At 74.0% G+C, this 25,698-nt stretch carries 20 protein-coding genes; 5 read left to right on the forward strand and 15 right to left on the reverse strand.

Annotation, left to right across the window (positions count from 1 at the left end; genetic code table 11):
- Positions 1–56 precede the first annotated feature (56 nt).
- On the forward strand, positions 57–1,217 hold the full coding sequence (locus tag SCA03_RS07955; protein WP_086814424.1) for an NAD(P)/FAD-dependent oxidoreductase: 1,161 nt from the start codon (positions 57–59) through the stop codon (positions 1,215–1,217).
- A gap of 853 nt (positions 1,218–2,070) precedes the next feature.
- Here the strand turns inward: SCA03_RS07955 and SCA03_RS07960 are convergent.
- Positions 2,071–2,688, reverse strand: coding sequence for a TetR/AcrR family transcriptional regulator (locus SCA03_RS07960; RefSeq protein ID WP_030874166.1), 618 nt, complete (start codon positions 2,686–2,688; stop codon positions 2,071–2,073).
- Between the two features lie 69 nt (positions 2,689–2,757).
- Here SCA03_RS07960 and SCA03_RS07965 point away from each other — a divergent pair, with 69 nt between their 5' ends.
- From SCA03_RS07965 to SCA03_RS35000, 4 genes are all read left to right on the forward strand, one after another.
- Entirely contained in the window at positions 2,758–4,383 is a 1,626-nt protein-coding gene (locus SCA03_RS07965) for an FAD-dependent monooxygenase (RefSeq protein ID WP_086814425.1), read from the forward strand.
- Between the two features lie 333 nt (positions 4,384–4,716).
- The gene (gene ileS, locus SCA03_RS07970; protein ID WP_086814426.1) at positions 4,717–7,845 is read left to right on the forward strand and encodes an isoleucine--tRNA ligase; all 3,129 of its coding nucleotides are present in this window, start codon (positions 4,717–4,719) and stop codon (positions 7,843–7,845) included.
- Positions 7,842–9,440 carry an amino acid adenylation domain-containing protein gene (locus tag SCA03_RS07975; protein WP_086814427.1) on the forward strand — a complete coding sequence of 533 codons (1,599 nt, stop codon included), beginning with the start codon at positions 7,842–7,844 and terminating at the stop codon, positions 9,438–9,440. Before ileS ends, SCA03_RS07975 begins: the two co-directional genes overlap by 4 nt.
- On the forward strand, positions 9,437–10,477 hold the full coding sequence (locus SCA03_RS35000; RefSeq protein ID WP_158102243.1) for a GNAT family N-acetyltransferase: 1,041 nt from the start codon (positions 9,437–9,439) through the stop codon (positions 10,475–10,477). Before SCA03_RS07975 ends, SCA03_RS35000 begins: the two co-directional genes overlap by 4 nt.
- 379 nt (positions 10,478–10,856) lie before the next feature.
- Here the strand turns inward: SCA03_RS35000 and SCA03_RS07985 are convergent, their stop codons facing one another.
- From SCA03_RS07985 to SCA03_RS08050, 14 genes are all read right to left on the reverse strand, one after another.
- Positions 10,857–11,873, reverse strand: coding sequence for a class I SAM-dependent methyltransferase (locus SCA03_RS07985; RefSeq protein WP_051845849.1), 1,017 nt, complete (start codon positions 11,871–11,873; stop codon positions 10,857–10,859).
- Between the two features lie 44 nt (positions 11,874–11,917).
- Positions 11,918–12,691: a class I SAM-dependent DNA methyltransferase gene (locus SCA03_RS07990; RefSeq protein ID WP_086814428.1), complete on the reverse strand. Its 774-nt coding sequence runs from the start codon at positions 12,689–12,691 to the stop codon at positions 11,918–11,920.
- A 109-nt stretch (positions 12,692–12,800) separates the two neighbouring features.
- On the reverse strand, positions 12,801–13,763 hold the full coding sequence (locus SCA03_RS07995) for an LLM class flavin-dependent oxidoreductase (RefSeq protein ID WP_030884000.1): 963 nt from the start codon (positions 13,761–13,763) through the stop codon (positions 12,801–12,803).
- A gap of 2 nt (positions 13,764–13,765) precedes the next feature.
- Positions 13,766–14,032, reverse strand: a complete 267-nt coding sequence (locus tag SCA03_RS08000; RefSeq protein WP_078874563.1) for a phosphopantetheine-binding protein — start codon at positions 14,030–14,032, stop codon at positions 13,766–13,768.
- A gap of 42 nt (positions 14,033–14,074) precedes the next feature.
- The gene (locus SCA03_RS08005) at positions 14,075–15,082 is read right to left on the reverse strand and encodes an aldose epimerase family protein (RefSeq protein ID WP_086814429.1); all 1,008 of its coding nucleotides are present in this window, start codon (positions 15,080–15,082) and stop codon (positions 14,075–14,077) included.
- On the reverse strand, positions 15,082–15,639 hold the full coding sequence (locus SCA03_RS08010) for a hypothetical protein (RefSeq protein WP_063764568.1): 558 nt from the start codon (positions 15,637–15,639) through the stop codon (positions 15,082–15,084). The genes SCA03_RS08005 and SCA03_RS08010 overlap by 1 nt, the downstream gene beginning before the upstream one ends.
- A 3-nt stretch (positions 15,640–15,642) precedes the next feature.
- Complete coding sequence (locus SCA03_RS08015) at positions 15,643–17,313, reverse strand: aldehyde dehydrogenase family protein (RefSeq protein ID WP_230988534.1); 1,671 nt, start codon at positions 17,311–17,313, stop codon at positions 15,643–15,645.
- Positions 17,310–19,013 carry a class I adenylate-forming enzyme family protein gene (locus SCA03_RS08020; RefSeq protein WP_211293498.1) on the reverse strand — a complete coding sequence of 568 codons (1,704 nt, stop codon included), beginning with the start codon at positions 19,011–19,013 and terminating at the stop codon, positions 17,310–17,312. Before SCA03_RS08020 ends, SCA03_RS08015 begins: the two co-directional genes overlap by 4 nt.
- Positions 19,014–19,058: 45 nt before the next feature.
- Positions 19,059–19,769 (reverse strand): cupin domain-containing protein, encoded by a 711-nt coding sequence (locus SCA03_RS08025; protein ID WP_051845847.1) that lies wholly within the window; start codon positions 19,767–19,769, stop codon positions 19,059–19,061.
- Positions 19,770–19,786: 17 nt separating this feature from the next.
- On the reverse strand, positions 19,787–20,992 hold the full coding sequence (locus SCA03_RS08030; RefSeq protein WP_086814430.1) for an SIS domain-containing protein: 1,206 nt from the start codon (positions 20,990–20,992) through the stop codon (positions 19,787–19,789).
- Positions 20,989–21,795: a BtpA/SgcQ family protein gene (locus tag SCA03_RS08035; protein ID WP_030874123.1), complete on the reverse strand. Its 807-nt coding sequence runs from the start codon at positions 21,793–21,795 to the stop codon at positions 20,989–20,991. Before SCA03_RS08035 ends, SCA03_RS08030 begins: the two co-directional genes overlap by 4 nt.
- Before the next feature lie 3 nt (positions 21,796–21,798).
- Positions 21,799–23,370 (reverse strand): pyridoxal phosphate-dependent aminotransferase, encoded by a 1,572-nt coding sequence (locus tag SCA03_RS08040; RefSeq protein WP_030874120.1) that lies wholly within the window; start codon positions 23,368–23,370, stop codon positions 21,799–21,801.
- Positions 23,371–23,421: 51 nt separating this feature from the next.
- On the reverse strand, positions 23,422–24,336 hold the full coding sequence (locus SCA03_RS08045; RefSeq protein WP_051855342.1) for a TauD/TfdA family dioxygenase: 915 nt from the start codon (positions 24,334–24,336) through the stop codon (positions 23,422–23,424).
- Between the two features lie 21 nt (positions 24,337–24,357).
- The gene (locus tag SCA03_RS08050; RefSeq protein WP_051855341.1) at positions 24,358–25,587 is read right to left on the reverse strand and encodes an MFS transporter; all 1,230 of its coding nucleotides are present in this window, start codon (positions 25,585–25,587) and stop codon (positions 24,358–24,360) included.
- Between the last annotated feature and the right edge of the window lie 111 nt (positions 25,588–25,698).

Below are 25,698 nucleotides of genomic sequence, written 5' to 3' on the forward strand. Positions count from 1 at the left end.
AGTGGACGCACATCGACCGTTGACCGAAGAGGACGGAAGAGGAAGGGAAGCCACCCATGCGTGTTGCTGTTGTCGGACTCGGAGTCGTCGGAGCGGGCGCGGCCAGGGCGCTGGCGCTCGCGGGCGCCGAGGTGACGGTGTTCGAGCGGACGGCCCCGGCGGCCGGCACCACCGGCACCTCGTTCGCCTGGATCAACTCGCACCAGAAGAACCCGCTCGCCTACCACGAGCTGAATGTGGCCGGGATGGCCGAGCACGAGCGCCTCCAGGAGACCGGCGGCCAGTGGTTCTTCCGGGGCGGAAACCTGGAGTGGGCCCACGAGGACGGCCGGGAACGCCTCGACGCGGCCGTCGCCGAACTGCGCGGCCGTGACTACCCGGTGGAGTGGATCACCGCGGACCGGGCCCGGAACCTGGTGCCGGATCTGCGTGTGCCGGCCGCCGTCCGGGACGTCGCCTGGTACCCGCGGGAGGGCTACGTCCTGCCCGTCGCGCTGCTGGCCCGGCTGTGGGGCGAGGCGCGGGACCACGGCGCACGGCTGCGCTGCCCCGCCGAGGTCACCGGCCTCGACCAGGAACGCACCGGCGTCTCGGTCACCCTGGCGGGGGGCGGCACCGAACGGTTCGACGTCGCCGTGCTCGCGGCCGGCCGCTGGAGCGAGTCCGTCGCCCGGTTCGCCGGCATGTCCCTGCCCATGGCCGACCCGGAGGCGCCCGGCTCCGCCACCGTCGGATTCCTCGGCTACACGGCACCGCTGGCCACGCGCCTCGGCAGCGTCCTCACCACACCCGAGCTGAACGTGCGGCCCGACGGGGGCGGGCGGCTCGTGGTGCAGGGCCTCGACCTGGACGCCGGCGCCGACCCGGCCGCGGTACCGGCCCCGGACGGGCCGCAGGCCCAGGAGCTGTGCACGCGGCTGCGGAACCTGCTGGAGGGCACCGAGGGCGCGCACCTGGAGTCCCTGCGCGTCGGCCAACGCGCCCTGCCCGGCGACGGGTTGACCGTCGCGGGCTTCGACGGCGGCGGCACGGTCTACGCGCTCGCCACGCACAGCGGCATCACCCTCGGCCCGCTGCTGGGCCGCCTGGCCGCCGAGGAGATCGTCACCGGTCGGGAGCGCCCCGAACTGGGCATGTTCCGCCCGACCCGGTTCGAGGGCGTCGACCGCGACACCCTGCCCCCGCCCGTCCCGGCCCGGTTCGCCGGCCAGCAGTGACCGCGGGCCCGCCTTGCGGGTCAGGAACGCCCTGTGTCCCGTACGGGGGGGCGCTGGGCGGGCGCGGGGCCCGGAGAGCGCCCCGAGCCGTGCGGATGGAGCCCGCAGCGGGGGTGTCCCGACGCGTTCAAGGCCGGAGCGTGCCCCGTGGCGGCCCGCCTCGCCCACGGGCGCGGGCCAGGGACCCACGGGCGCGGGCCAGTGGCTACGGGCGCGGGTCAGGGCTCGGCTACGGCACGGCCTCCGGTCCGAGCGATCCGTCCCGGCTTGCGCCCGGTTCCCTCCCGGCGGGGCGGAGTGCGGCGTGCGGCCCCCGTGTGCGTCGGGCCGAGCGAGGTGCACATGCCGCAGCCGTACAGGAGCAGTGGCCCCCGACCGCCGGTGGGGCGGTGCCCACGACGACGGCGATGACGACGGCGACATCGGTGCCGGTGCCCGGTGGGCCCTGCTTCGGGTGTTCCCGCGTGCAGGGGCGGCCGGGCCTGTCCGCCCGGTGGACCACCGTCAGGGTGTCGCCCCTCCGGTGTTCCGCGCGGCCGGGAAGCGTAGCGGTGGCCTGCGGCTCTCCGGTCCGGACGGCCCTTCCCGGGCCCGGGCGCATCGAACCAGGCGTCTCGGCGGGACGCGGCCTTCCCGGATCACGCGGCTCTGCTCGCCGGTTCGGCGTCGTGGAACGGCGGCCGGTGGCCGATGTGGTGCCTGATCGGCTCCTCGCGTCGCGTTCTCGTGGAGCGACCGTCCGCGGTTCGGCGCCGGGCGGGGCCGAGCCGCGGCGCGAAGCATGCGCGGGCTCCCGGCCCGCAGCCACGGACGCCAGGCCGCCGGTCGCGCGGGCGGAGAACGGGGAAGCCGCCTACCCGGAACGCTCGGGCAGACCGGTGGTCAGCAGGGAGAAGGCGTGCTCCAGCCGGTCGGTGTGGGCCCGGCCGATCTCGGCGAGGTCGCCTCCGGCCAGCCGTTCCCGTGCCGTCCGAACGGCGACCGTCCGGTAGGCGGCGACGAGGAGGGCCGCGGTCAACGCGCTGTCGCCGTCGAACCGGGGGTCGGCGCCGAGTTCGTCGGCCAGTGCGCTCTCGATCTCGTACTCGAAGACGCGGAGCCGTGACAGCAGCGCGGGCGAGTCCCTGACGGTGCGCAGGAACGCATCGGCGTCGGGGGCCAGCCCCGAGAGCGGGTGTTTCTGCGCGGCGAGCGCGAGCGCCTCCCGGCGGAACGCTTCGACGGGGTCGACGTCGTCGGCGCGCTCACGCATCACCGTACGGACGAGGTCGACGGCGTCAGGGATGCGGTCGAACAGCAGGTCTTCTTTGCGGTCGAAGTGCGTGAAAACCGTCACCTTGGACACGCCGGCGGCCGCGGCGACCTCGGTGATGGTCACGTCCTCGAACCCGCGCTTGAGGAACAGGTCGGTCGCGACCTCGGCGATGCGGGCCCGCGTCCGCGCTCCACCACGGTCTCCTCGTTTCGGCATGTGGCAAAGGTACCTTCACCGAGTTAGGCTTACCAAGTAAACTTACTGAGTAAAGCTAAGGAGATCGGTATGCGGCACACTGATGTGCTCGTCGTCGGAGCGGGGCCCACCGGGCTCTTCCTCGCCGCTGAGCTGGCACTCAGCGGGGTCGGCGTGCGGGTCGTGGAGCGGTTGGAGGAGCCCGATCCGACGATCAAGGCCGGATCGGTCAACGTCGCCAGCGCCGAGATCCTCGACCGGCGCGGTCTGCTGCCCGCCGCGGAGAGTGTGCAGCGCCGTCTGCTGGCGTCCGCGGGGACGTTCGCCCGGGAGGGCGCGGAGCGCGAGGACGGGCAACTGGACGGGCTGGAGCGGGCGTACCGCCGCTTCCCGGTCGTCGGGCACTTCGCGGGCATGCTGTTCCGCGACGACCTCGTCGATCAGGACGACCCGGCCCTGGCCGCGCACACGGCGGTGGCGAACGGCGTCCTGGTGCCCCAGCGTGACCTTGAGGCCCTCCTCGCGGAGCACTGCGCCCGGCTCGGCGTCGAGATACGCCGCGGTGTCGAGGTGCGCGGGCTGCGGGGCACGGGCGCGGACCGCACGGGCGGCGCGGACGACACCGGTGTCGTGGTGGAGACCAGCGAGGGCGACATGACCGCCGCGTGGCTCGTCGCCGCCGACGGCGGTCGCAGTGTGATCCGCAAACAGCTCGGCGTCGCATTCGACGGCACCGACCCGCAGATGGTGGGCTACCAAGCCATCGCCGACTTCGCGGACGCGAGCGGGCTGAAGCGCGGATGGACGTGGACGCCCCGCGGTGTCTACTCCTACGGGCCGGTCCCCGGACGCATCCTCGTCGCCCGGTTCGCTCCGCAGCCGGCCGACCGGAACGCGCCGGTCACGCTGGAGGAGTTGCAGCGCGTCGTACGGGAGGTCACCGGCACCGACGTGACCCTCACCGGTCTCCGGGGCCGCGCCACCCGGTGGTCGGACAACGCCCGGCAGGCCCGCACGTACCGGCACGGCCGGGTGCTGCTCGCGGGGGACGCCGCGCATGTGCACTCGCCGTTCAGCGGGCAGGGTCTGAACCTCGGCCTCGGAGACGCGGTCAACCTCGGCTGGAAGCTCGCCGCCACGGTCCAGGGCCGGGCCCCGGACGGGCTGCTCGACACCTACGAGAGCGAACGCCGGCCCGTCGCTGCCTGGGTCCTCAACTGGACGCGGGCCCAGGTCGCTCTGCTGCGCGGGGACGAGCAGACCGCGCAGCTGCGGAGCCTCGTCCGCGACGAACTGCTCACCGTTCCCGGGGCGATGAACCGCGTGGTGGCGCTGTCCTCTGGGATCATGCAGCGGTACGACGTCGCCGAGGAGCCCGTGCCGCCGGTCGGATCGGTTGCCGGCGACGTCGAGCTCGCCTCGGGCGGCCGGCTCGCCGACCATGCGCACGACGGCCGCTTCGTGCTCGTCGACCGCTCGCCCGACGGCCGCTTCGGCGCGGTGGTTCGCCCGTGGGAGGACCGGATCGCCTGCGTTTCCGATCCCGCTGCCGACGCATCGCTGCCGAGCCTGCTCGTACGTCCGGACGGCGTCGTCGTATGGGCGGCGACGGAGGACGCCGCAACTGTCGATGCCGACGCCCGGACGCGGCTCGACGCGGCGCTCCGCCGCTGGGCCGGTGCGCGAGAGGCGTGCCCGTCGGCGCCCGGTCGGTGAGGGGCCCTCGGCGGCCGTGGTCGTCCCGGGGGCCGGGGCGCCTCTCCGGTCCGTGTCGGCCTGACCGCGAGCGCGGCGACGGGGCTGCCGTTCGAGGGCGGGGGCCCGGCCGTGCCGGTCTCCCCGTCGGCCGCGGCTCTGCTCGTCGGCCGCGGTGAACTCCGGGCCGTGCAGGGGGAGATCTCCGGGCCCGCGGCGCCGGGAATTCCCGGGTAATCGGGCGGCGGGCGGCCGGTGCGGTGCGGGTGTTCCCGGGATTACCGGGCGTTTCCCGGGGCGTCGCTAGAGTCGGGCCACTGTACTGCGGGCCGACCTTGCGAGGTTTACTGAGCGATGGCATATCCAAGGGCCGGGGCCGACGGCGTACCCGCGAGACCGCATTTCCCGGACGTCGAACTCGACGTGCTGGACTACTGGGAGAAGAACGACATCTTCCACGAGTCCGTGCACGCACGGAATTCCGCCGCCGAGGAATTCGTGTTCTACGACGGGCCGCCGTTCGCCAACGGGCTGCCGCACTACGGGCATCTGCTGGCCGGCTACGCGAAGGACGTCGTGCCGCGCTACCAGACCATGCGCGGCCGCAAGGTCGAGCGGCGCTTCGGCTGGACCTCGCACGGGCTGCCCGCGGAACTCGACGCGGAAAAGCAGCTCGGCGTCACCGCGAAATCGGATATCGAGCGGATGGGCGTCGAGCGGTTCAACGAGGTGTGCCGCACCACGGTGATGCGCTACACCGACGAATGGCGCGACTACGTCACCAGGCAGGCCCGCTGGGTCGACTTCGACGAATCCGTCAAGACGCATGACCTCGACTACATGGAGAGCGTCATGTGGGCGTTCAAGACCATGTGGGACAAGGGGCTCATCTACCAGGGGCATTCGGTCTCCTGGTATTGCGCGCACTGCGAGACCCCGCTGGCCAACGCGGAGAGCAGCGGGCGGATCGACGGCAACGACACCCACCGCGACGTGCCGGGCCGCACCGTGCTCGTCGGCGTCCGTCTGGAGAGCGGCGAGCTGCTCCTGGTGGAGTCCGACGAGCCCTGGGCGCTGCCCGGCGCCACGGCCGTCGCGGTGCACCCCGACGCCGAGTACGCCGTGCTGGAGAAGGACGGCTGGCGGCTGGTGGTGGCGGCCGACCGGGCCGCCGCGCACCCCGAGTCGGCGGGCGGACGGGAGATCGCCCGGCACCGCGGCGCCGAGCTGGCCGGCCGCCGGTACACCCCGCTGTTCGACTTCTGCGAACCGGCCGACGACCGGCATCTCGTGGTGGCCGAGCGGTCCGTGGACACCGCCGACGGCACCGGAGCCGTGGCCGTCACCCCCTGCTTCGACGAGCACGACCACGCGGTCGCCACCGCGGCGGGCGTCGGCCGGATCTACCCCGCCGACTCCCGCGGCCGCTACACCGACGCCGTACCGCCGTGCGCGGGCCGCCCCGTGCTGGAGTCCACCGGGGCCGTGCTGGAGCTGCTGGAGGCGGGCGGCGCGCTGCTGGCCGACCGGCCGCACACCCGCTCCCGGCCGCACTGCTGGCGCTGCGGCAACCCCCTGCTGCAACACGCCATCGCGTCCTGGTTCGTCGCCGTCACCCGGATCCGGGAGCGCATGCTCGAACTCAACGAGCGGATCCGCTGGACGCCCGAGCACGCCCGCGACGGCCAGTTCGGCAACTGGGTGCGCGGCGCCAAGGACTGGAACATCTCCCGCAACCGCTACTGGGGCGCCCCCATCCCGGTGTGGGTGTCGGACGATCCGGCACACCCCCGCGTCGACGTGTACGGCTCCCTCGACGAGATCGAGCGTGACTTCGGCATCCGCCCGGACGATCTGCACCGCCCGTACATCGACGAGCTGACACGCCCCAACCCCGACGATCCCACCGGGCGTTCCGTGATGCGGCGCGTGCCCGAGGTGCTGGACTGCTGGTTCGAGACCGGGTCCATGCCCTTCGCGCAGGTGCACTACCCGTTCGAGAACGCCGAGTGGTTCGAGCGGCACTCGCCGGGCGACTTCGTCGTCGAGTACTACGCCCAGACCCGCGGCTGGTTCTACAACATGCACGTCATGTCGACGGCGCTGTTCGACCGGCCGGCGTTCGCCAACTGCACCGTCCTGGGCGTCGTCCTCGGCCACGACGGGCAGGCCATGTCCAAGGCGCGCAACAACTACCTCGACGTCAACGACATCTTCGCCCGCGACGGCTCCGACGCCATGCGCTGGTTCCTGATGAGCTCGCCCCTGCTGCGCGCCCGCGACCTGGAGGTCACCGAGGCCGGCAGCAGGGAGGCGCTGCGTCAGGTGCTGCTGCCGCTGTGGAACGCCTGGCACTTCCTGTCCCTGTACGGCGCCGAGCACGAGGGCCGCTTCCGCACGGACCAGGACCACCCGCTCGACCGCTACCTCCTCGCCAGGACCCGCGACCTCGTCGAGACGACGACCCGCGCGATGGACGACTACGACCTCTCCCGCGCCTGCACCGCGCTGCGGGAACACCTGGACGTGCTGACGAACTGGTACATCCGCTGCTCGCGCGACCGGTTCGCCGCGGGCGACCGCGCGGCCGTCGACACCCTGCACACCGCCCTGGAGGTGCTGTGCCGGCTGATGGCCCCGCTGCTGCCGCTGATCACCGAACGGGTGTGGCGCGGGCTGACCGGCGGCCGCTCCGTGCACCTGGCCTCCTGGCCCGAGCCGGCCGAACTGCCGCACGACCCGGAGCTGGTGCGCACCATGGACCGGGTGCGCGACGTCGCCTCGACCGCGCTGGGCCGCCGCAAGAGCCATGGGCTGCGGCTGCGCCTCCCGCTGGCCCGGCTGGTGGTGGCGGCGCCGGACGCGCCCGCGCTGGAGCCCTACACCGGTCTGCTGCGGGAACAGCTCAACGTCAAGGACGTCGTGCTCACCACCGATGTGTCCGCACACGGCCGGATGCGGCTGACCGTCGACCCCCGCCGGTGCGGGCCGCGCCTCGGCCGCGCGGTGCAGCAGGTCATCCGCGCCGCCGCCGACGACGACTGGACGACGGACGAGGACGGCACCGTCGTCGCCGCCGGGCACCGACTGCGGCCGGACGAATACGAGTTGAAGCTCGTCGCCGACGGGCCCGGCGGCTGCGCCGCCCTGTCCGACGGGGCGGGACTGATCGCCCTCGACGCCGACGTGACCGAGGAGCTGGCCGCCGAGGGCGCCGCACGCGATCTGGTGCGCGTCGTCCAGCAGGCCCGCCGCGAGGCCGGGCTGGAGGTCAGCGACCGTATCGCGCTGAGCGTGGACCTGCCCGCCGAGGCGGCGGCACGCATCCGGCACCACGAGACGCTGCTGCGCACCGAGACCCTGGCCGGCCGGGTGACGTTCGGCCCCTTCACCGGCACCGGCCACGACGGGCTCATCGGCGAGGGCACAGCGGTCCGGGTGCACCTCGACAAGCTCCCCCACAGGAAGGGAACCCCCGGATGACGCGTCTCGAACAGCTGGTGAGCGCACAGGCCGCCCGGACCCCGGAAGCGGACGCCGTCGTGTTCGGCCCGGAGCGCCTCACCTACCGGCAGCTGGAGGAGAGGGCGAACCGGCTGGCCCACGCGCTGCGCGCCGGCGGGCTGCGCCCGGCCGAGACCGTGTGCCTGCTGGTGCCCAAGAGCCCGGACGCGATCGTCTCTCTGCTCGGGGTGCTCAAGGCCGGCGGTGTCTGCGTACCCCTGGACGCGGCGTCACCGGTCGACAGGCTCGCGTCCCTCGTGAGCCGGACCGGCCCGTGCCGCCTCCTCGCCGACGGGCGCCGCGGCCGGCTGGCGGCCGAGGTCGCGGCGGCCGCCGCACCCGGCGCCGTCGCGGCCCTGTGCCTGCCCGGCAGCGACGCCACCGCGACCGACCCGGCGCCCGCGCTCACGGCGGCCGACGTCGCCGCGGCACCGACGACGGCACCCGAACCCGTGGGCGGCCCGGACGACGTGGCCTATCTGCTGTTCACCTCCGGCTCGTCCGGCGAACCCAAGGGAGTCCCCCTCACCCACGCCGGTATCGCCCACTTCGTGACCTGGGCGAACGAGCACTTCGGGCTCGGGCCGGACGACCGGATCTCCTGCCACCTCCAACTGCACTTCGACGGTTCGCTGTGGGACGTGTACGGGCCGCTGACCAGCGGAGCCGAACTCCATCTCGTCCCGCCGGAGGCGAGCCTGCTGCCGACCACGCTGGCCGCGTTCATCCGCGACTCCCGGCTGACCCAGTGGCTCTCGGTGCCGTCCGTGCTCAGCGCGATGGCCCGCCACGAGGTCGTGGAGAAGGACGACTTCCCCGACCTGCGCCGGGTGCTGTGGGGCGGGGAGGTCTTCCCGCCCACGGACGTGGAGTTCTGGATGCGCCGGCTGCCGCACACCACGTTCACCGGCTTCTACGGCACCACCGAGACCACCATCGCCAGCACCTTCCACACCCTGACCGCGCCGCCCGACGAGGCGCTGCCCGTCGGCCGCCCCCTGCCCGGCGAGTGGGTGGAGGCCGTCGACGACCAGCTGCGCCCGCTCCCGCCCGGAGAGGTGGGCGAGCTGGTGATCGGCGGCGCCGGCGTCAGCCCCGGCTACTGGCGCGACCCGGAGCGGACCGCGGCCTCGTTCATCGAGCTGCCCGAGGGCTCCGGGCGGCGTGCCTACCGCACCGGCGACCTCGGCAGCCGCGACGCGGACGGGCTGTTGCGCTTCCACGGCCGTGCCGACCGGCAGGTCAAGGTCAACGGCTACCGCGTGGAGCTGGACGAGGTGATGAGCGAGCTGCACGCGCTGCCCGAGGTCAGCGCCGCCGCCGTGGTGAGCATCCCCGGCCGCGCCGGCGGCCCGCTGATCTGCGCCGCCTACACCCTCGCCGAGGGCGTCTCTCTGACGGCGCGGCAGGTCAAGTCCCGGCTCGGCGGAAAGGTGCCCGGCTACATGCTGCCGGCGCGCTGGCTCGCGCTGGAGTCGCTGCCCGCGAACGCCAACGGCAAGACCGATCTGCGGGCGCTCCAGCAGCGCTTCACCGCCGACGAGGCCGTCCCCAGCGGTGGGGGCGCCCCGTGACCGGATTCTCCTTCACCGGCTGCACACCCCACGACCGGCTGGAGATCGCGGACTTCCAGGACTCGCTGTGGCGCGGCGGACGCCGCGCCAACCTCGCCTACCTGGACTGGAAGTACGCCACCAACCCCCACCTCGACGACCGGTACGTCACCCTCGCCCGCGAGGACGGCGAACTGGCCGGCATGGTGGGGGTCTTCGGCTCGTGCTGGGAGGTGGCGGGGGAGCGGTTCACGCTGCCCTGCCTCACCGACACCGTCGTCGCCCCCCGCCACCAGGGCAGCCCGCTCTTCCGGATGCTCACCGACGAGGTCGTGGCACGGCTGCGCGCCGACGGGGTGCCGTGGGTGCTGGACTTCGGCGACCAGGGCGCGGGCCCCGCCATGCTGATGAACGGCTGGCGCCTGATCGGGCCCTGGGCGCAGGCGGTGGTCACCCGGGACAAGCCCCTGGTCGCGGAGCGGCCGTGGCACGAGCTGCCGGCCGTGCGCGGGGCCGCCTCCGGGCTGACGCTGCGCCCGCTGCCGGACGTCGCGGCGGAGACGATGGCCGGGCTGGTGGCCCGGCTGTCGGGCGGCCCGGGGCCGCGCCCGGTGCGGGACGCCGCCTACTTCCGCTGGCGCGCCGCCAACCCGCTGGCGCGGTACTTCCACCTGGTGGCCGGTGACGGGCCCGTCGAGGGCTATCTCATCGGGCACCGCTCCGGTGTCGACACCGACGACGGCGAGACGCCCACGACGATCGTCGACTGCGAGGCCACCTCCGACGCGGTCTTCGCCGACCTCGTGGAGACCGCGCTGGCGTGGCTGCCGGGCGCCCAGGTGCTGATGTGGACCCGCGATCTGCCGGCGCGGCGGGTGGCGGCCCTGCGTGCCCTGGGTGCCGAACTCGACGCCCCCACCGGGCAGTTCACCCGCGACATGTACCTCCCCAGCCTGATGGTGCGCGCGACCGGTGCCGAGCCGCCGCCCGCGCTGCGCGGCATCGACAGCCCCGAAGGCTGGAACCTCAGCGGAGTCTCCGGCCGCGCATGGCGCTGAGTCCCGCACACCGCCGAGCCCCGCCCACGGCGATGTCCCTTCCCGGGCGCTGAACCCTGCACGGTGACGACCCCGCCCGTACGCCGCCGAGCCCCCGCCGCGTGCCGAGCCACGCAGGGGGACGGCGACGCCCCGCCCGCTACCGAGCCCCGTACGGCGACAGGCACCCGCCGGGTGCCGAGTCGTGCGGGGCTCCGGCGTCCGTCCGGCACCGCACCGAACACTCCCGCACGGCGGCCCACCTCCCGTGGGGGGCCGGGCCGGGCGCCGACCCGTCGAGCCGGGCGGTGCACACCGCCGCAGGCCGCCCGCCCGTACGACGAGGGCGCCGCCCGCCTCCTTCCCCGGAGGCGGGCGGCGCCCTCGCGCTGTGGCCGCGTCAGTTGGCGCCCGCGGCGGGGCGCAGCTCGAAGAGCAGGCCGCCGGGCGGGCGGTTGAACTCCTGGACGGCCTCGCACTCCCAGCCGGCGGCGTCGAACGCCGTCATCCAGTCCGCACGCGTCGGCAGCGTCACCCCCATCAGCGTGTGCGCCAGCTCGAAGCCCAGCCGGAAGATGGGCGTCTCCGGCCCCGGCGCCGTCTCGCTGCGCACCACGTCGCACAGCAGGAACCGCTCGACGTCGGGGAAGACCTCACGGATCCTGCGCAGCACCGTGACGCACTTGTCGTACGGCCAGAAGTCGTGCCCCATGAACACACAGGTCACGGTGTCGACCCCGGCGAACTCGGCCTGCTGCGGCAGCGCGTGCACATCACCGTGGTGCACCGAGATCCGGTCCGCCATGCCGGCCTCGGCCACGGACGTGGTGGACAGCTCCACGGCGGCGGGCGCCAGGTCCACCCCGACGCCGCGCACACCGGGGTGGTTGCCCGCGATCCGGATCAGCCGCTGGCCCGATCCGCAGCCCAGGTCGCACACCGCGCGGGGCGGTCGGTCGGCGAGGATCTTGTCGAACCGCAGCTCGACCTCGACGTCGCCGATCATGCGGGAGCTGACCGCGACGGCCCGCATGTCCCGGGTGTAGAACTCGCCCTGCCGGTGGCGCTCCAGGGCGACGTGCGGGGCCCGGCTCATCAGCGAACCGTTGCCGCCGGCCAGCCAGTAGAAGTAGCCGCGGTCGGCGTAGGCCGCGTCGAAGCCGGGCCCCGGCCGGGCAGCCTGCTCGTCCAGCGTGACGATCCCGGCCCACTCCAGGGGCAGGAGAAGGCCGCGCACCATGGCGGGGTCCATCCGGTCGGCGCCGTCCCGGCGGCCGTCGAACCGCAGCTCGCCGCGGTCCTTGAGTTCGTCGAGCAGCCCGAGCTCCACGGCGGCCGACAGCGCGGAGACCGCCACCGACGAACAGAACAGGGAATCGGTGCTCGGCACGGAGGTGCTGGGGGCAGTGGTCGTCATCGTCGCTCCTTGTGTGGTGAGGGGGGGGTGCGCGCGGCCCGCGGTCAACGGGGCCTGCGGGCGCGGTAGATGGTGCGGCAGGGGACGGGCGTCAGGGAGCAGGAACCCGAGTCGCACTTGACGTGCGCCGGCTCGAAGTCGTGCGCGGCCTGTTCGAGGCCGGCCGCCGCGAGGGCCTCGGCCACCTCGGCGTCGTCGTACTCCCAGCTGCGCAGCGTCTGGGAGACGCGCTGGATGTCCGGGCCCGAGCCGTGGACGCCGGAGACGCGCAGCATGCCCGTCCTGGTGGTGTCGTCCCAGACGCCGCGCTTGACGATCACCGCGTCGGGGTCGTCCGTCAGGGTCAGGTTGTTCCAGTGGCGGAAGTGCGAACCGGTGTACAGGTCGAAGACGAACTCGCCGCCGGGCAGCAGGGATTCCCACACCGCGGCGAAGCACGCCGTCAGCTCCGCCACGGAGTCCAGGTGGTTGAGCGCGCCGTCCAGGCTCACACAGGCACCGGCCGGGCGCGGTGTGCGAAAGGACCGGGCGTCGGCCTCGACGAGGGTGAGCGCGCCGCTGTCCAGGGCGGGCGCGAGCTTCTTGCGTGCGATGTCGAGCATGGCGGCCGAGCCGTCCACGCCGGTCGCCCGCCAGCCCGCCGCGCAGAAGACGGACGCCGTGACGCCCGTGCCGCAGCACAGGTCGATCACCGAACGCTCCGGCAGTTCCTGGCCGTCGAGATGGTCGACGAGACGGGGCGAGAAGCGGTGCACCCATCCCGTGTACCGGCTGTCGAAGAAGGCGGCAAAACCGTCTGAATAGTAATAATTGCCCATGGTGAGTCCTTGGTCGGCCGCGGTGGACGCGGAGGTGGGGGACAGGGGATCGGTGCCGGCCGCGTGCTGCCCGGCCGGCCGTGCGGGTTGCGCCGTCGGCGCGCCGCGGTCAGGTGGCCGTGCGGGCGCGCAGGGCGGGGGCGACCCGCCGGGCGAACAGCTCGACGGTCTCCCAGTCGACCGGCGGGCGTGCCCCCAGCAGGAAGTCGCGGACGCCGAGGTCCAGATAGGGCCGCAGCCGCTCCACGCACTGCTCGGGCGTGCCGAAGACCAGGTACTCCGGCCACACCGGCGAATCCGCGCCCAGCGTCCGCACCAGGCGCTCCTTGCGCTCCAGCGCCTCGTGCTCGCTCTCGGCGAGGATCGCGCGGAACGTCACCGACTTGCGGATGTCCGCGGAGTCGCGCCCTACGGCCGCCGCGTGCCCGGCCAGGCTGCGCAGCTTGCCGCGGTAGGAGTCCGGCGTCCCCGCGAGGGTGTTCCAGATGTCCGCGTGCTCGGCGACGATACGCAGCATCCTGCGCTCGCCCTCGCCGCCGATCACCAACGGCAGCCGCCGCTGCACGGGGCGCGGCTCCAGGTGGGCGGCGTCGAGCCGGAAGTGCTTCCCGTCGAACGTCACCGGCCCGCCGTCCCACAGCGCCCGCCCGACGCGGCACGCCTCGTCCAGCATGTCCAGCCGCGTTCCGGCGTCGGGGAAGGGGATGCCGTACTGGTCGTAGGCGAGGTCGGCGCCGGCCGCGCCCATGCCGAACTCCAGGCGGCCGTCCGAGACATGGTCGATCGTCGCGGCGACGGCGGCGGCCAGCGCCGGATGCCGCCAGGTCACCGCCGAGACGAGCACGGCACAGCGGATCCGGCTGGTGCGCGCCGCGAGCGCCGCCAGCAGCGACGTGCCCTCGAAGCAGGGGCCGGCCGGGCCGCCCATGGGGGGCCGGAAGTGGTCGAAGAGGGACACCCAGTCGTAGCCGAGGTCCTCCGCCGTCCGCCACAGCTTCAGCGCCTCGGCGAAGGACGTGTACTGCTGGCCCGAGTGGACGCCGACCCGGACGCCGTCTCCATGGATCTGCATGCTCACCCGGCCTGTTGCGACTGCTGCGCCCGGTGCGCGCGCACCGTGTCGGTCAGGGAGCGGATGGTGCGGAACACCTCGGGGGTGACCGCGTCGTCGGGGAACCGGAAGGCGAACATCTCCTCCAGGTCGCCGACGAGGCCGGCCACGCCCAGCGAGCTCACCCCCAGGGACGACAGCTCCGCGTCCGGGTCCAGGGCGGTGGCCGGCTGCGGCGCCTGCGCCCGGCGCCGCACGGCCTCCGCCACGGAAACCATGAGTGGGTCCATCTACGCCAAACCTCCTGTGGTTCGGGCCCGGCCGGTGACGGCTCAGCGGGCCGAGAAGTGGTGCACGGTGCGGTGCCGGTAGGTCTCGCCCGGATCGAGGCGGACCGGGGGGTAGTCGTCCCGGTTGGGCGCGTCCGGCAGCGGGCCGGCCTCCAGACAGATGCCGCAGCGCCGCCGCCCGGCGAAGCCGTCGGCGGTGTACACGCCCACCGCCGGCTGGTCGGTGACGACCCGCATCGTCCGGCCGGACGCGGGGTCGTGCAGCCGCGCCGCCCACTCGGGGCCGTCCAGGACGAAGCAGTTGTCCAGCCGCCGGTCGTCGAGCGGGGTGAGCCGCCGGTGGTCCAGCGGGCCGCCGGTGATGTCGGCGGGCGGGCCCGGCAGCGGGATCAGCTCGTCGTCGAAGACCACGGCCCGGCCGGAGTTGAGCGCGAGCCGGTGCCCGTCGACGCGGCCGGAGCCGGCCAGGTTCCAGTAGGCGTGGTTGGTCAGCCCCACGAGGGTGGCGGCCGTCGTCGTCGCCCGGTGGTCGAACGCCAGCGTCCCCTCGGGGGAGACCTCGTAGCAGACCTCGGCCGACAGCGTGCCCGGATAGCCCTGGTCGCCGTCCGGGCTCTCCAGCCGCAGCCGCAGCGCCAGCACACCGTCCGCGCGCTGCTCCGCCTCCGCCTCCCACACGTAGCGGTCGAAGCCGGCGGGGCCGCCGTGGATGTGGTGCGCGCCGTCGTTGCGGTCGAGCCGGTGCTCCACACCGTCCAGCCGGAACCGGCCGCCCGCCACACACCGGCAGTAACGGCCCACGGTGGAGCCGACGTACGGATTGGCCGCCCGGTCCTCGTAGGCCGCCAGATCCGGCAGCCGCACCACCACATTGCCGGTGCGGCCCTCCCGGTCGGGGACGAGGCACCGCACGAGTTGCGCCCCGTAGGTCCACACCTCGACGGCCAGGCCCGCGCCCGTGTCGAGCGTGTACGAGTCCACCGGCGTCGGCCCCTGCCCGGCGTGGCCGGCGCTCGTGCCGATCCGCTCCCGCCGTATCGATGCCGCCATCAGTCCGCACCGCCCGCCGCCGGTGTCAGGCCCCGGTGCAGATAGGCGCGGCGCCGGCCGTGCTCGTCGGACAGCGTGGGCCCGAACTGCGCGAAGCCCAGGGTGTGCAGCAGCGCGCAGGTGTCCGCCAGATCCGGGTTGACCTCCGAACGCAGCGCGTCCGCACCGGACTCCGCGGCCACCGCCAGCGCACGGCGCACACAGCGCAGCCCCACCAGCGACCCGCCGGCCAGCCACTCGGGCGCCACCGACAGCCGGGAGAGGTACAGCGGCCGGTCCGCGTGCGGGAACCCGGCCTCCGCCACGGTGAACGACGCGTCCGCGCTGAGCGTGAACATCCCGGCGGGCCGGGAGCCGTGGCGCAGCAGATGCACCGCACCGGACCGCACCCGCCGCTCGGTGGTCTCCGGGCGGCGCCGGGGCGCGGACGTCCCGGAGGCCGCGGCCTGGTGCGCGTCGCACGCGCACAGCAGCGCGTGGACCTCGTCCGGATCGCGGCTCACCTCCCACCGCCACACCGCCGTCGCCTCCCCGGCCGGGGAGCTGACCTCCGCCATCGCTCAGCTCCTGCCCACGCGCGCGGTCACGGTCTTGGGCCGCTGGTACTCGGTGAGCGCCAGCACGCTCATGTCCGTGCCGTGCCCCGAGGCGCCCCGCCCGCCGTGCGGCAGTTCCGCCGTCTGCTCCAGATGGCAGTTGATCCACACCTCCCCGGCGTCGAGCTGCCCCGCGAGGTCGAGCACCTCGTCCGCGCGGGCGCCCCACACGCTCGCGGCGAGGGCCTGCGGCACGCCGTTGGCCAGGGCCACCGCCTCCGCGTGGTCGTCCGCCGCCTGCACCGTGAGCACCGGCGCGAACACCTCCTCGCGCACGGCCGGATCGTCCGCCGGCAGATCGGCCAGGATCCGGCCGGGCCGCCAGTGGCCGTCCTCCTCGCCCGGCGGCGGGGCGAGCGGGGCGACGTGTTCGACGCGTGCCGCGCTGCGCGCGACGATCCGGTCGTAACGGGCCGCCTGGTCCGCGTTGTTGAGGGGGCCGAAGTCGACTCCCGCACGCCGTTCGGCCATCGCCTTGGCCAGGCCCTCGACGGTCTGCTCGTAGTTCTCCCGCAGTGTGATGACCCGCGCCGGGGAGGCACAGCTCTGCCCGGCGTTGTACGTCGCGGCCGCCACCAGGCCCTGGCAGGTGTCGGGCGGCGCGTCCGGCAGCACCACGGCCGGGCAGTTGCCGCCCAGCTCCAGGCTGACGCGGCGCAGCCCCGCGCGGGCGACGACGTCGCGCCCGCCCGTCTCGCTGCCGGTGAACGCCACCGCGTCGACGTCGCTCTCCACCAGCAGCCGGCCGGTGTCCCGGTCGCCCGGCACCGTCAGCAGCACGCCCGGCCCCAGCGCGGCGGCCGCGTCCCGGGCGAGCAGCAGTGCGGTGTCCGGGGTGGTCAGCGCCGGCTTGAGCACCACCGTGTTGCCGGCGGCCAGCGCGGGCCCGATCCGCCACGCGGCCATCATCAGCGGATAGTTCCACGGGACGATCACGCCGACCACGCCCAGCGGCTCCCACCGCACCCAGCTCTCCCGCCCCGGCAGAAGACCTCCGGGCGCGGGGGACCGGCCGGTGCGCAGCGCCCCCGCGTAGAAGCGCAGCAGGTCGGCGCACTGCTCGACCTCGCCGGCCGCCTCGGCGGCGGGTTTGCCGGTGCCGGCCTGCTCGGCCGCGACGTACTCGGCGGAGCGTTCCTCCACGAGATCGGCGAGGCGCAGCAGCCGCCGGGCACGCTCGCGCGGTGTGTGCGCGGCCCAACCGGCGGCGGCAGCACGGCACTCGGCGACCGCCGCCGCCACCTCGCGCACACCGCTCACGGCGACGCGGCGCCGCTCGCGCCCGGTGCGCGGATCGGTCAGCACGGCCGGCTCCGCCGACGCCGGAGCCGCCGCTGCCGGAGGCGTCGCAGCCTCCGCAGCCTCCGCCGACTCCGCCTGCGGGCCCGCCTGTTCCTGCTTGGCGGAGACGAACGCCGCGATGCGTTCGACGCTGCGGAACCGGTCCGGGGACAGATCGGCTGCCGTCACACCGATACCGAACTCCGTCTCCATGGCGGCGAACAGGTGCATGAAGCCGATGGAGTCGAGCAGGCCGGCCGCGATCAGATCCATCTCGGCGGGCGGCGGATCGATCTGTAGCGCCTCGCACAGCAGATCCGTGACGCGGGACGTCAACGACGAGGGCTCGTTCATGGCGTACTCCTGGAAGGGGGTGCAACGGATGCGGAGGCCGGGTACGGCGGGCCGTCCGTGGCGCCGTCCCGTGCCGGACCGGCCAGCAGGGCGGCGAGTTCCCGGCGCAGGATCTTGCCGGTGCGGGTCCGCGGGACGGCCTCGCACACCTCCACCCGGCCGGGCAGGACCGCGGGCCGGAAGGCGGCCGCCAGCGCGGGCAGCACATCCGGCGGGCCGCCGCCGGGAGCGGGCACGACCGCGGCCACGATCTCCTCACCGAGGAAGCGGTGCGGGAGCGCGGCACACGCGGCGTCCCTGACTCCGGGCAAGGCCCGCAGCACCCGGTCCATCTCGTCCAGGGAGACGGTCTCGCCGCCGACCTTGGCGATGTTCTTGACGCGCCCGGTGACGACGACGAACGGCTCCGCCCGCCCGGGGACGGTGACCTCCCTGCCCAGGTCCTGGGTGTGGAACCAGCCGCCGGCGAACGCCTCCTGGGTCGCCGCCGGGTTGCCCTCGTAACGGGACATCACGTTGTGGCCGCGTACGCAGATCTCGGCGACCTCCCCGGGCGCGACCGGCTCGCCCTCCGAGGAGAGCACCGCCACCTCGTTGCCGTACAGGGCCGTGCCGATGGACGGGATGTCGGTCTCCAGCATCAGCTGCCGGTAGGCGTCCTCGGACAGGCCGGGCGGCAGCGTCGTGGAGAAGTTCACCGTCTCCGTCAGCCCGTAGCCCTGGAGGACCCGGGCGCCCAGCCGCTCGTGCACGGCCCGGGCGGTGCGTGTGGTCAGCGGCGCCGCGGCGGAGACGAAGTACCCGAAGCCGTCCGGGAGTCCGGGCGCCCGCCAGGTCTCCAGCAGCGCCTCCAGCACGCTGGGCACGACGCTGGCGATCCGCGGCCGGAACCGCTGGAGCAGCCGCGGATAGCGCAGCGGGTCGAAGCCGTCGGCGAGCAGCACGTGCGCGCCCGCGGCCAGCACCCCGAGCACGGTGAAGTGCAGGCCGTTGACGTGGTGCACGGGAAGGCAGCCGAGCAGCCGGTCCCCGGGGCGCAGCCCGTGGTGGCGGCCGAGCGCTTCCGCGTTCACGGCGGCGTTGTAGTGGGACTGGGCGACCAGCTTGGAGGCCGCCGTCGACCCCGAGGTGCCGAAGAACAGCGCGTCCGCCGCCGGGTCGGGCTCCGGCAGTGCGGCCTCGCCGTCCGGGTCCGCCAGGGCGCGGGCATCCGGCAGGACGACGGCCTCCGGCACCGCCTCGGCGGACACCGCCATCGGCCGCAGCACCAGCCGCGCACCCACCGCCTCGGCCTGCTGCCTGCGGCGGTCGGCCGGGTCCTGCGGGCCGAGCAGCAGCAGCGGGCAGCCGGTCCGCAGCACCGCGAGGACGGCCACGACCGACTCGGCGTCGTTGACCGGCGCGAGCGCCACGGTCCGCCCGGGCTCCACACCCGGCGCGGTGCGCAGCCAGTGGGCCAGGCGACGGCTCAACGCCTCGGCCCGGCCGTAGCTGAGGGTGACGGGTTCACCGTCGTCGCCCACGGTCGTCAGGAAGGGGGCGCCGGGCCGGGCCCGCGCGTGGTGCGCGAGCCAGGACGCCGGCGTGGGACGCGGCACCAGCCGCTCCTCGAAGGGGATGCCGCGGTAGCTGTGCGCCAGCGCGGCGTCGGCGGCAGCGGACGCGGCATCCCGCGCGGGAGCGGGGGACGGGCCGGACACGGCGGGGGCCGCGGTGGAGGACGAAGCAGACGAAGAGGGCACGGCTCACCCGCCGAAACGGTGCGGGGAGTGGGTGCAGCCCTTCGCCGCCAGCTCCTCACCGCTGGAGCCGCGGATGTCGCAGATCCGGCAGGTGATCTCGCCCAGATCGCCCAGCAGCGCCGCGTAGGCCGTCAACTCCTGCCGGTCCGGGCTGTCCAGCCGGCGGTGCGGTGCGCCCACGGCCAGGATCATGTGGTCGGTGACCGCGCCCACGGCGTGGGTGACGGCCCCCTCCACCATGTACACCTGGCCCGGACGCGTGGGCACGATCTCGCCGGCCACCGAGATGGTGCCGCTGCCCGCGAGCACGAACAGCAGATGGTCGCCGGGGTGGGTGTGCGGCGCGAACCCGCTGCCCGCCGGCACATGCAGGATGTCGGCGCCCACATGCCCGCTGGACACCAGGGAGTGCCCGGTGGCGGCCGCGGTCTTCGACACCTTCGTGGGGCCGGGCGCCACGTCGATCCCGAGCTGCTGGGTGGACCCGTCCAGCCCGAGGTCCTCGGCCCAGTCGCAGATCAGCAGCGGACCCGGCGGTGTCTCGGGGGACTCGGGCCGCTCCTCGGGCGCCAGCGAAGCGGCCTTGGCACGCCCGAAGACGGCGAGCAGCTCGACCGTCTTGGCCTTCCGCTCGACGGGGTCGAGGTCGTGCAGTTCCTCCGTCAGCAGAGAGATGATCTGTTGGGTGGTCAGGTCGTCCCGTGTCTCGGTCACTGTGTCTCTCCGGGCTCTCATCGGCTGGTGGTGGACGTGGGCGAAGAAGGAAGAGAAGGAGGAGAAGAAGGAGAAGAAGGGGCTCGGGCGGCAGGGGGCAGATCGGCCAGGAACGGGGCCCGGCCCAGATGCCGGGCCAGGTGGCAGGCGAGCGGGGCGGCGAAGACGTGGTGGAGGAGCGGCGAGAACTCCTCGCGCGCCCGCGCGGCCACCGGCAGCACCGCCCAGGCGTGCCGGGCGACATCGGCGTCGTCCTCCGGCGCCACGGCGACGACGCGGCGCCCCAGCGACGCCGCCCGCTCGGCCACCCGCACGGCGTGCCCGTGGGAGCGCCCCGGCGCGGCCACGACCACGACCGGCATCCCCGGCGGCCGGGCGAACCGCTCGACGTGGCACCACTCCTCCAGGTCCTGCCCGACGGCGAGGACACCGGAGGTCTCGACGACCTTGGCTGCCGCGAAGAGCGCCGTGCCGTAGGACGGGCCGCTCCCGACGACGCTCAACACGCCCGCCTCCGCGATGAGTTCGGCCGGCTCCCGGCACCGCTCCCGGGCCGCCCGCACGGTCGCCGCGACCGGGTCGGCCAGCGCCGCCAGCTCCTCCCGCAGCGCGTCCGCCTCCGGCGCGGCCAGATGCCCGCGCAGCTCTCCCAGCCGGACGGCGATCAGCAACAGCCCCAGCAGGCTGGCCTGGTAGGTGCGCACCCCCGGCGACCGTTCGCTGTCCGGCAGGCCGACCAGCAGCGCACCGTCCGCCGCCTCCGCCAGCGGGCTGCCCGGCGTCCCGGTGACCGCGACGGTGCCGGCCCCGCACTCCCGGGCCCGCTCGACGGCCCGCACCACCAGGGGCGTACGCCCCGAGGCGGACACCGCGAGCGTCAGCTCCGTACGCGGCGGGCGGCGGTCGGCGCCGAGCGGTTCGTACTCCACGAAGGGCAGCGCGCTCACCGGACGGCAGTCCACCCCGGCCAGCGCGGCGAACGCCGTCCGCACGGCGCACGCGGCGTGGTAGGAGTCGCCGTCCCCCACGATGCTGACCGTGTCGACCGACGCCCACCGCGGGGGCAGCAGGGCACGCACCTGCGCGTCGAACGGGCCGGTGTGCCTGCTCAGATCCGCCGCGAGGGCCTCGGCCTGGCGCAGCATCACCTGCGGTTCGAGCCGGGGCGGCCCGGCGCCGGCTCCGCCCGCCGTCGGGGAGCCGGGACCGTTCGGGCCGCTCATCGCTCCACCTTCCGTACGATGTCGACGTAGGCGGCGACCCGGCCGGCGTCGATCTCCCCGCCCCAGCCGCCGCTCTCCAGACAGGTGCCGACGAACGCCCCGTCCGCCGCGGCCATCAGCCGGGCCGCGTTCTCGTGCCGGGTGTGTCCGGCCAGGATCACCGGCAGCTGCGGCGCGGCCGCCCGGACGGAGGCGATCATCTCCAGGGCGGTGTCCTCGTCCGGGTGGCACAGCGACACCGCGTCGGCGCCGGCGCTCTGCGCCGCCCGGGCCACCTCGGCGGTGGTCTTCTCCCCGCCGAACCACCGGAAGTGCATCGAGTCGACCTCGGCGATGACGGCGACGTGCCGTGCGCCGATCCGGCGGCGGTAGTCCATCACCGCCAGCGGATCGGGCCGCACCATGCCGTGCGGGCTCAGCGTCTGCCCCACCAGCGCCCCCGCGCGGATGAAGCTGCCGCCCGCGACCTTCGCCACGGCCAGCGACGCCTGGAGCGCATTGCGCATCAACTGCGCCCCGACGAGGAACCGTTCACCGGTCGCCTCCGCCACCGCCCGCACGATCAGGCCCATCGCGACCGTGCGCGCCGGGTCCGACCGCTCGTCGACGGTGTAGACCCGGTCCACGGTCTGGATGAGGCAGCCGTCGGCGCCGCCCTCCTCCAGCGCCCGCGCCGAGCGGACAGCCGTCTCCAGAGTGCGCTCGAAGGAACCCTCCTCGTGGAACGGCGTACCGGGCAGCGGCGACAGATGCACCATCCCGAGAACCAGCTTGCGCCCGCCGGCGCTCAGCCATCCGTCCATCGCTCAGCGTCCGTTCACAGCGGCGGCACGCGGCCGCAGCCTGTCGAGGGCGGGCGCGAGATCCTCCCAGGGGCGTGCCGTGGTGATCCGCACGGCGCTGCCCGACAGGCAGAAGTTGAGGATCCCGGGGTAGACCGACACACCGGTCTCCCGCAGCAGGTCACGGAAGCAGCGGTAGGAGTCGTCCCAACCCTCCAGCTCCACGGCCGTGTTGATGGAGAAGTGCGGCGGCAGCACCCGGCCCGGTATGTCGGCGAGCCGGACGGTGGCCGCGTCCCGCAGCACGGTCAGCGCCTCCGCCCGCCGCAGCCGCTCGGTGCGGTAGCCCCGGTAGGCGTCCTGGAGCCGCGGCAGATCGATCGCGTACGACGACTCGAACTCCTTGACCTCGGCGGCCCCCGGCGTCTCCACCCCGCTGACCAGCCACCGCTCCAGGCGCGCGAGCACCTCGATCGTGGTGTAGAAGAACGACGGCGGCCCGCCGAACGAGGACGAGGCGTACTCGTAGTACTCGTCGATGAAGGCCGGATCGGCGAGGAACCAGCCGGCCTTCAGCCCGGGCGCCGACCAGGTCTTGGACAGGCTGGAGACCCGCACCACGCCGGGCGCGGCCCGCTCGGCCGACCGCTCCTCGTAGTCGCCGAGCCACTCGTGGCACTCGTCCAGCACGATGACCGTGGACGGCGAGGCGGCCCGGATCAGCCGCACCAGGTCGTCCTCCCGCACGGCGGCGCCGGTCGGATTGCCCACCGTCTGGAGCATGACCAGCGGCGTCTCCGGTGTCAGCGCGGCGATCAGCGGATCCAGACCGGTACGGCCGTGCTCGGAGGGCACCGGGACCAGCCGCACATCGTGCCGGCGCGCGACCGCCTCCACCAGCGGCGGATAGTTGGGCGTCGCACACAGCGCCGGAGCGGTCGGCCGCGCACCGCCGTGCAGCACGAAGTCCGCCAGCGAGTTGATGGCGAAGGTGCCGCCCATGGTGATGGCCACGTTGTCCGCCGTGTACCGCGTCCCCGCCACCCGGGCGTTCTCGTACGCGGCGATCGCCTCCCGCGCGGGCACGCGCCCACGCGAGTCGGAGTAGCCGTACCAGTCCCGGTCCAGGGCGTAGCGGATGCACTCCTTCAGGCTCTGTGGCAGGCCCCACCGCTCCTCGTCGATGGAGCCGCTGGAGAGGATGTAGCGGGCGCTGTCGCGCAGTTCGCCGTACAGGTCGTCCCGGAAGAAGGAGTTGAACAGCTCCTTGACGAAGCGGACGGTGGCGCGCGAGGAGAGCACCTCCTCGGCCGTGACGGTGCGGCGCGGCCTGCCGGCGCGCCAGGTCTCGGCGAGCGCCGGGCGCAGCGCGTGCCGCCCCAGCTCGTGCTCGACCCGCCCCAGCCACAGGTCCCGCAGTTCCAGGGGATCGTGGGGGTCGCGGGCCCGTGCGTAGACCTCCAGGACGCGGTGGTCCACCCCGGGTGAGAAGACGTCGCTGACGCCACCGGCGCGCGGAGTGCGCGCCGCGGTCTCGTAGGCGTCCGGAGGGGCGGGACACGGACGCGGAGACGGTACGGTTTCGAAGAGTTTCATGCGTTTTCCCGAGGGCCGCTTTCGTGGGGGAGCGCGAACGGATGGACGGGACTACACGACGCGCAGGCGTTTGAGATGCCTCAGCCGTGCCTCGGGAGTGGCCGAACCGCTGGTCCTCCCGTGGAAGAAGTAGGTGTTGTCGATGACGACGAGGAGCCCGCGCCGCCACTGGACCCACCGCATGTGCGCGGGCGTGTACATCGCGGCCAGCAGCTCGCGCAGCGCGTCCCCGACGGGCGGGCCTCCGGCGTCCGGGCCCTCGTGGGACCAGTGCAGCTCGTCGGCGAGGAAGTCGCGGAAGGAGAAGACCCAGCGCTCACCGTCCCGCCGGGCGATGGTGGGCACACCGGGCCGGTCCCGGTACCGGGTACGGGAGAGCACCTCCAGCGCCCGGGGCGAGAGCTGGCCGGCCACCTCCCGCATCGGTACGAGCACCGTCCTGGCGCCCTGTGCCGCGGCCCCCGGCGCGAGGCACATCAGCACGATGTAGCGCGGCTGCCGGTCGAGGGGGGCGCCGCTGCTCTCGGTGTGCAGCGAGAGGTAGTTGGCGGCGAACGGCTGGAGGGACACATCGTCCGTACGGCCGTGCTCGCTGCGCAGATTGAGGATGACCTCGCGCTGCACGTACGGCGCGACCGCGGGGTCCCGTTCGGGCATGGCCGAGCCCAGGAAGTCCCCGAGGGCGGTGAACCGGTCGTCGGACAGCGGCTCGTCGAGCTGGATCGCGGCCAGGCCACGGCTCCACAGCTGCTCGGACACCTCGGCGTGCAGGGCCTCGGACGGTCCGGCGGCAGGTCCGGGGGCCGGCCTGCCGGTCAGCTCGGTCAGCGGGGTGCCGTTGCCCAACAGCCGTTCCCGCAGGGCGACATGGGCGTCCGCCGGGCCGGTGGCGAAGGTGCCGTGCGCCGGTCCGTCGGTGGGCTGCCGCGCGGGCGGCGCGGCGGGGGAGAGGGATCGATGGTTCATCGCAGTGCTCCTTCTGGGAGGTCAGCCGCTGTGCGCGAGCCGTGGGGCGCGGGTGCGCTCGGCCCAGCCGACGACCGGTTTCATGGCGAGGCCCGCGAGGACGAACAGGCCGCCGAGCAGCAGCCAGCCGAGGGAACCGCCCTCGATGACGGTGGCGGTCAGGAACGTGGGGGCGATCATGACGGAGGTGGCGTAGCCGGAGAAGAAGAAGCCCTGGTACTGGCCGAGCTTGTCCGGTGGCGCCAGGTCGTACCCGAGGACCCAGGAGCCGGCCGAGAGCACCATCTCCCCGTACACGTGCACGGCGCCGCCCAGTACCAGGAACGCCACGGCCGTGACGACGCTGCCCGCCGCCGACGCCGCGAAGAGCGCACAGGCGGCACACAGGACGAAGCCGGCCCGGCGCACGGCCCTTATGGCGAGCGGAATGTTCGTCACCTGCCGGGCCAGCCGCACCTGGAAGGCCACCACGCTCGCCGTGTTGAGCAGGAACAGCGCCGTCACCATCCAGCGCGGTGCGTCCGTGTGGCGGGCGATCCACAGCGGCACGACGATCTCCAGCAGCACCGCGTGCAGGGCCAGCACCGCGCTCAGGAGCGTCACCAGCGCGAACGGCCGGTCACGCAGCACGGCCAGCCGGGGCTCCCCGGCGCCGTCCTCCGGCACGGGCAGCGGCGGCACCTTCGGCAGGGCCAGCAGCACGGCCGCCGCCACGAGGAAGAACAGGGCGTCCAGCACCAGGACGGTGCGGAACGCCGCGGGCGTGTCCAACTGGAGGGCGATGCCCGCGCATCCGGCGCCCACCGCCACGCCGACGTTGGTGACCGCGCGGAGATAGGCGCGGGTCTCCACGAGATCCTCGCCGTCCAGCGTGGCGGCGACGGCCGTCTGGAGCGCCGCCCTGCCCCCGCGTTCGAAAACCATGAACAGACAGGCCGAAACGGTGAATTGAAGAAAGGAACCGACGAAGAGATAACCGGCGGCGGCCAGCCCGTTGAGGGAGATCAGCACCGCCGCTGTTTCCCGTCCCCCGCGGCGGTCGGCGACATGCCCCAGGGGGATGCCGGCGATCAGACCCACGGCTCCTGCGATGGTCAGCCCCAGCCCCAACTGCGGCACGGATATTCCGACCACAGTGGTGAAATACAGCGCCGAACACGTCATGAAGGCGCCCTGTCCCATGGTTATGAACAGGGTCGCCGCCACCAGGACGCGGCCCGGCCCCGAAGCGGGGAGAAGTCGTTTCAGCACGTGGACAACTCTAGGGACCGGGTGGAATTGCCAGGGAACTCGACGGAAAGCAGCGGCCATTGGCCATGATGACCGCCCAATGACCGTGTATTTCCCCCGGGTTCGGTCCGT

Origin of the sequence: Streptomyces cacaoi (genome assembly GCF_006539165.1) — a bacterium.
GTDB lineage: Bacteria > Actinomycetota > Actinomycetes > Streptomycetales > Streptomycetaceae > Streptomyces > Streptomyces cacaoi.

Excerpts from the sequence above, each read along its gene's own strand:
- SCA03_RS07955 (WP_086814424.1), top strand. The coding sequence starts at position 57 with ATGCGTGTTGCTGTTGTCGGACTCGGAGTCGTCGGAGCGGGCGCGGCC.
- SCA03_RS07960 (WP_030874166.1), bottom strand. The coding sequence starts at position 2,688 with ATGCCGAAACGAGGAGACCGTGGTGGAGCGCGGACGCGGGCCCGCATC.
- SCA03_RS07965 (WP_086814425.1), top strand. The coding sequence starts at position 2,758 with ATGCGGCACACTGATGTGCTCGTCGTCGGAGCGGGGCCCACCGGGCTC.
- ileS (WP_086814426.1), top strand. The coding sequence starts at position 4,717 with ATGGCATATCCAAGGGCCGGGGCCGACGGCGTACCCGCGAGACCGCAT.
- SCA03_RS07975 (WP_086814427.1), top strand. The coding sequence starts at position 7,842 with ATGACGCGTCTCGAACAGCTGGTGAGCGCACAGGCCGCCCGGACCCCG.
- SCA03_RS07985 (WP_051845849.1), bottom strand. The coding sequence starts at position 11,873 with ATGACGACCACTGCCCCCAGCACCTCCGTGCCGAGCACCGATTCCCTG.
- SCA03_RS07990 (WP_086814428.1), bottom strand. The coding sequence starts at position 12,691 with ATGGGCAATTATTACTATTCAGACGGTTTTGCCGCCTTCTTCGACAGC.
- SCA03_RS07995 (WP_030884000.1), bottom strand. The coding sequence starts at position 13,763 with ATGCAGATCCATGGAGACGGCGTCCGGGTCGGCGTCCACTCGGGCCAG.
- SCA03_RS08000 (WP_078874563.1), bottom strand. The coding sequence starts at position 14,032 with ATGGACCCACTCATGGTTTCCGTGGCGGAGGCCGTGCGGCGCCGGGCG.
- SCA03_RS08005 (WP_086814429.1), bottom strand. The coding sequence starts at position 15,082 with ATGGCGGCATCGATACGGCGGGAGCGGATCGGCACGAGCGCCGGCCAC.
- SCA03_RS08010 (WP_063764568.1), bottom strand. The coding sequence starts at position 15,639 with ATGGCGGAGGTCAGCTCCCCGGCCGGGGAGGCGACGGCGGTGTGGCGG.
- SCA03_RS08015 (WP_230988534.1), bottom strand. The coding sequence starts at position 17,313 with ATGAACGAGCCCTCGTCGTTGACGTCCCGCGTCACGGATCTGCTGTGC.
- SCA03_RS08030 (WP_086814430.1), bottom strand. The coding sequence starts at position 20,992 with ATGAGCGGCCCGAACGGTCCCGGCTCCCCGACGGCGGGCGGAGCCGGC.
- SCA03_RS08035 (WP_030874123.1), bottom strand. The coding sequence starts at position 21,795 with ATGGACGGATGGCTGAGCGCCGGCGGGCGCAAGCTGGTTCTCGGGATG.
- SCA03_RS08040 (WP_030874120.1), bottom strand. The coding sequence starts at position 23,370 with ATGAAACTCTTCGAAACCGTACCGTCTCCGCGTCCGTGTCCCGCCCCT.
- SCA03_RS08045 (WP_051855342.1), bottom strand. The coding sequence starts at position 24,336 with ATGAACCATCGATCCCTCTCCCCCGCCGCGCCGCCCGCGCGGCAGCCC.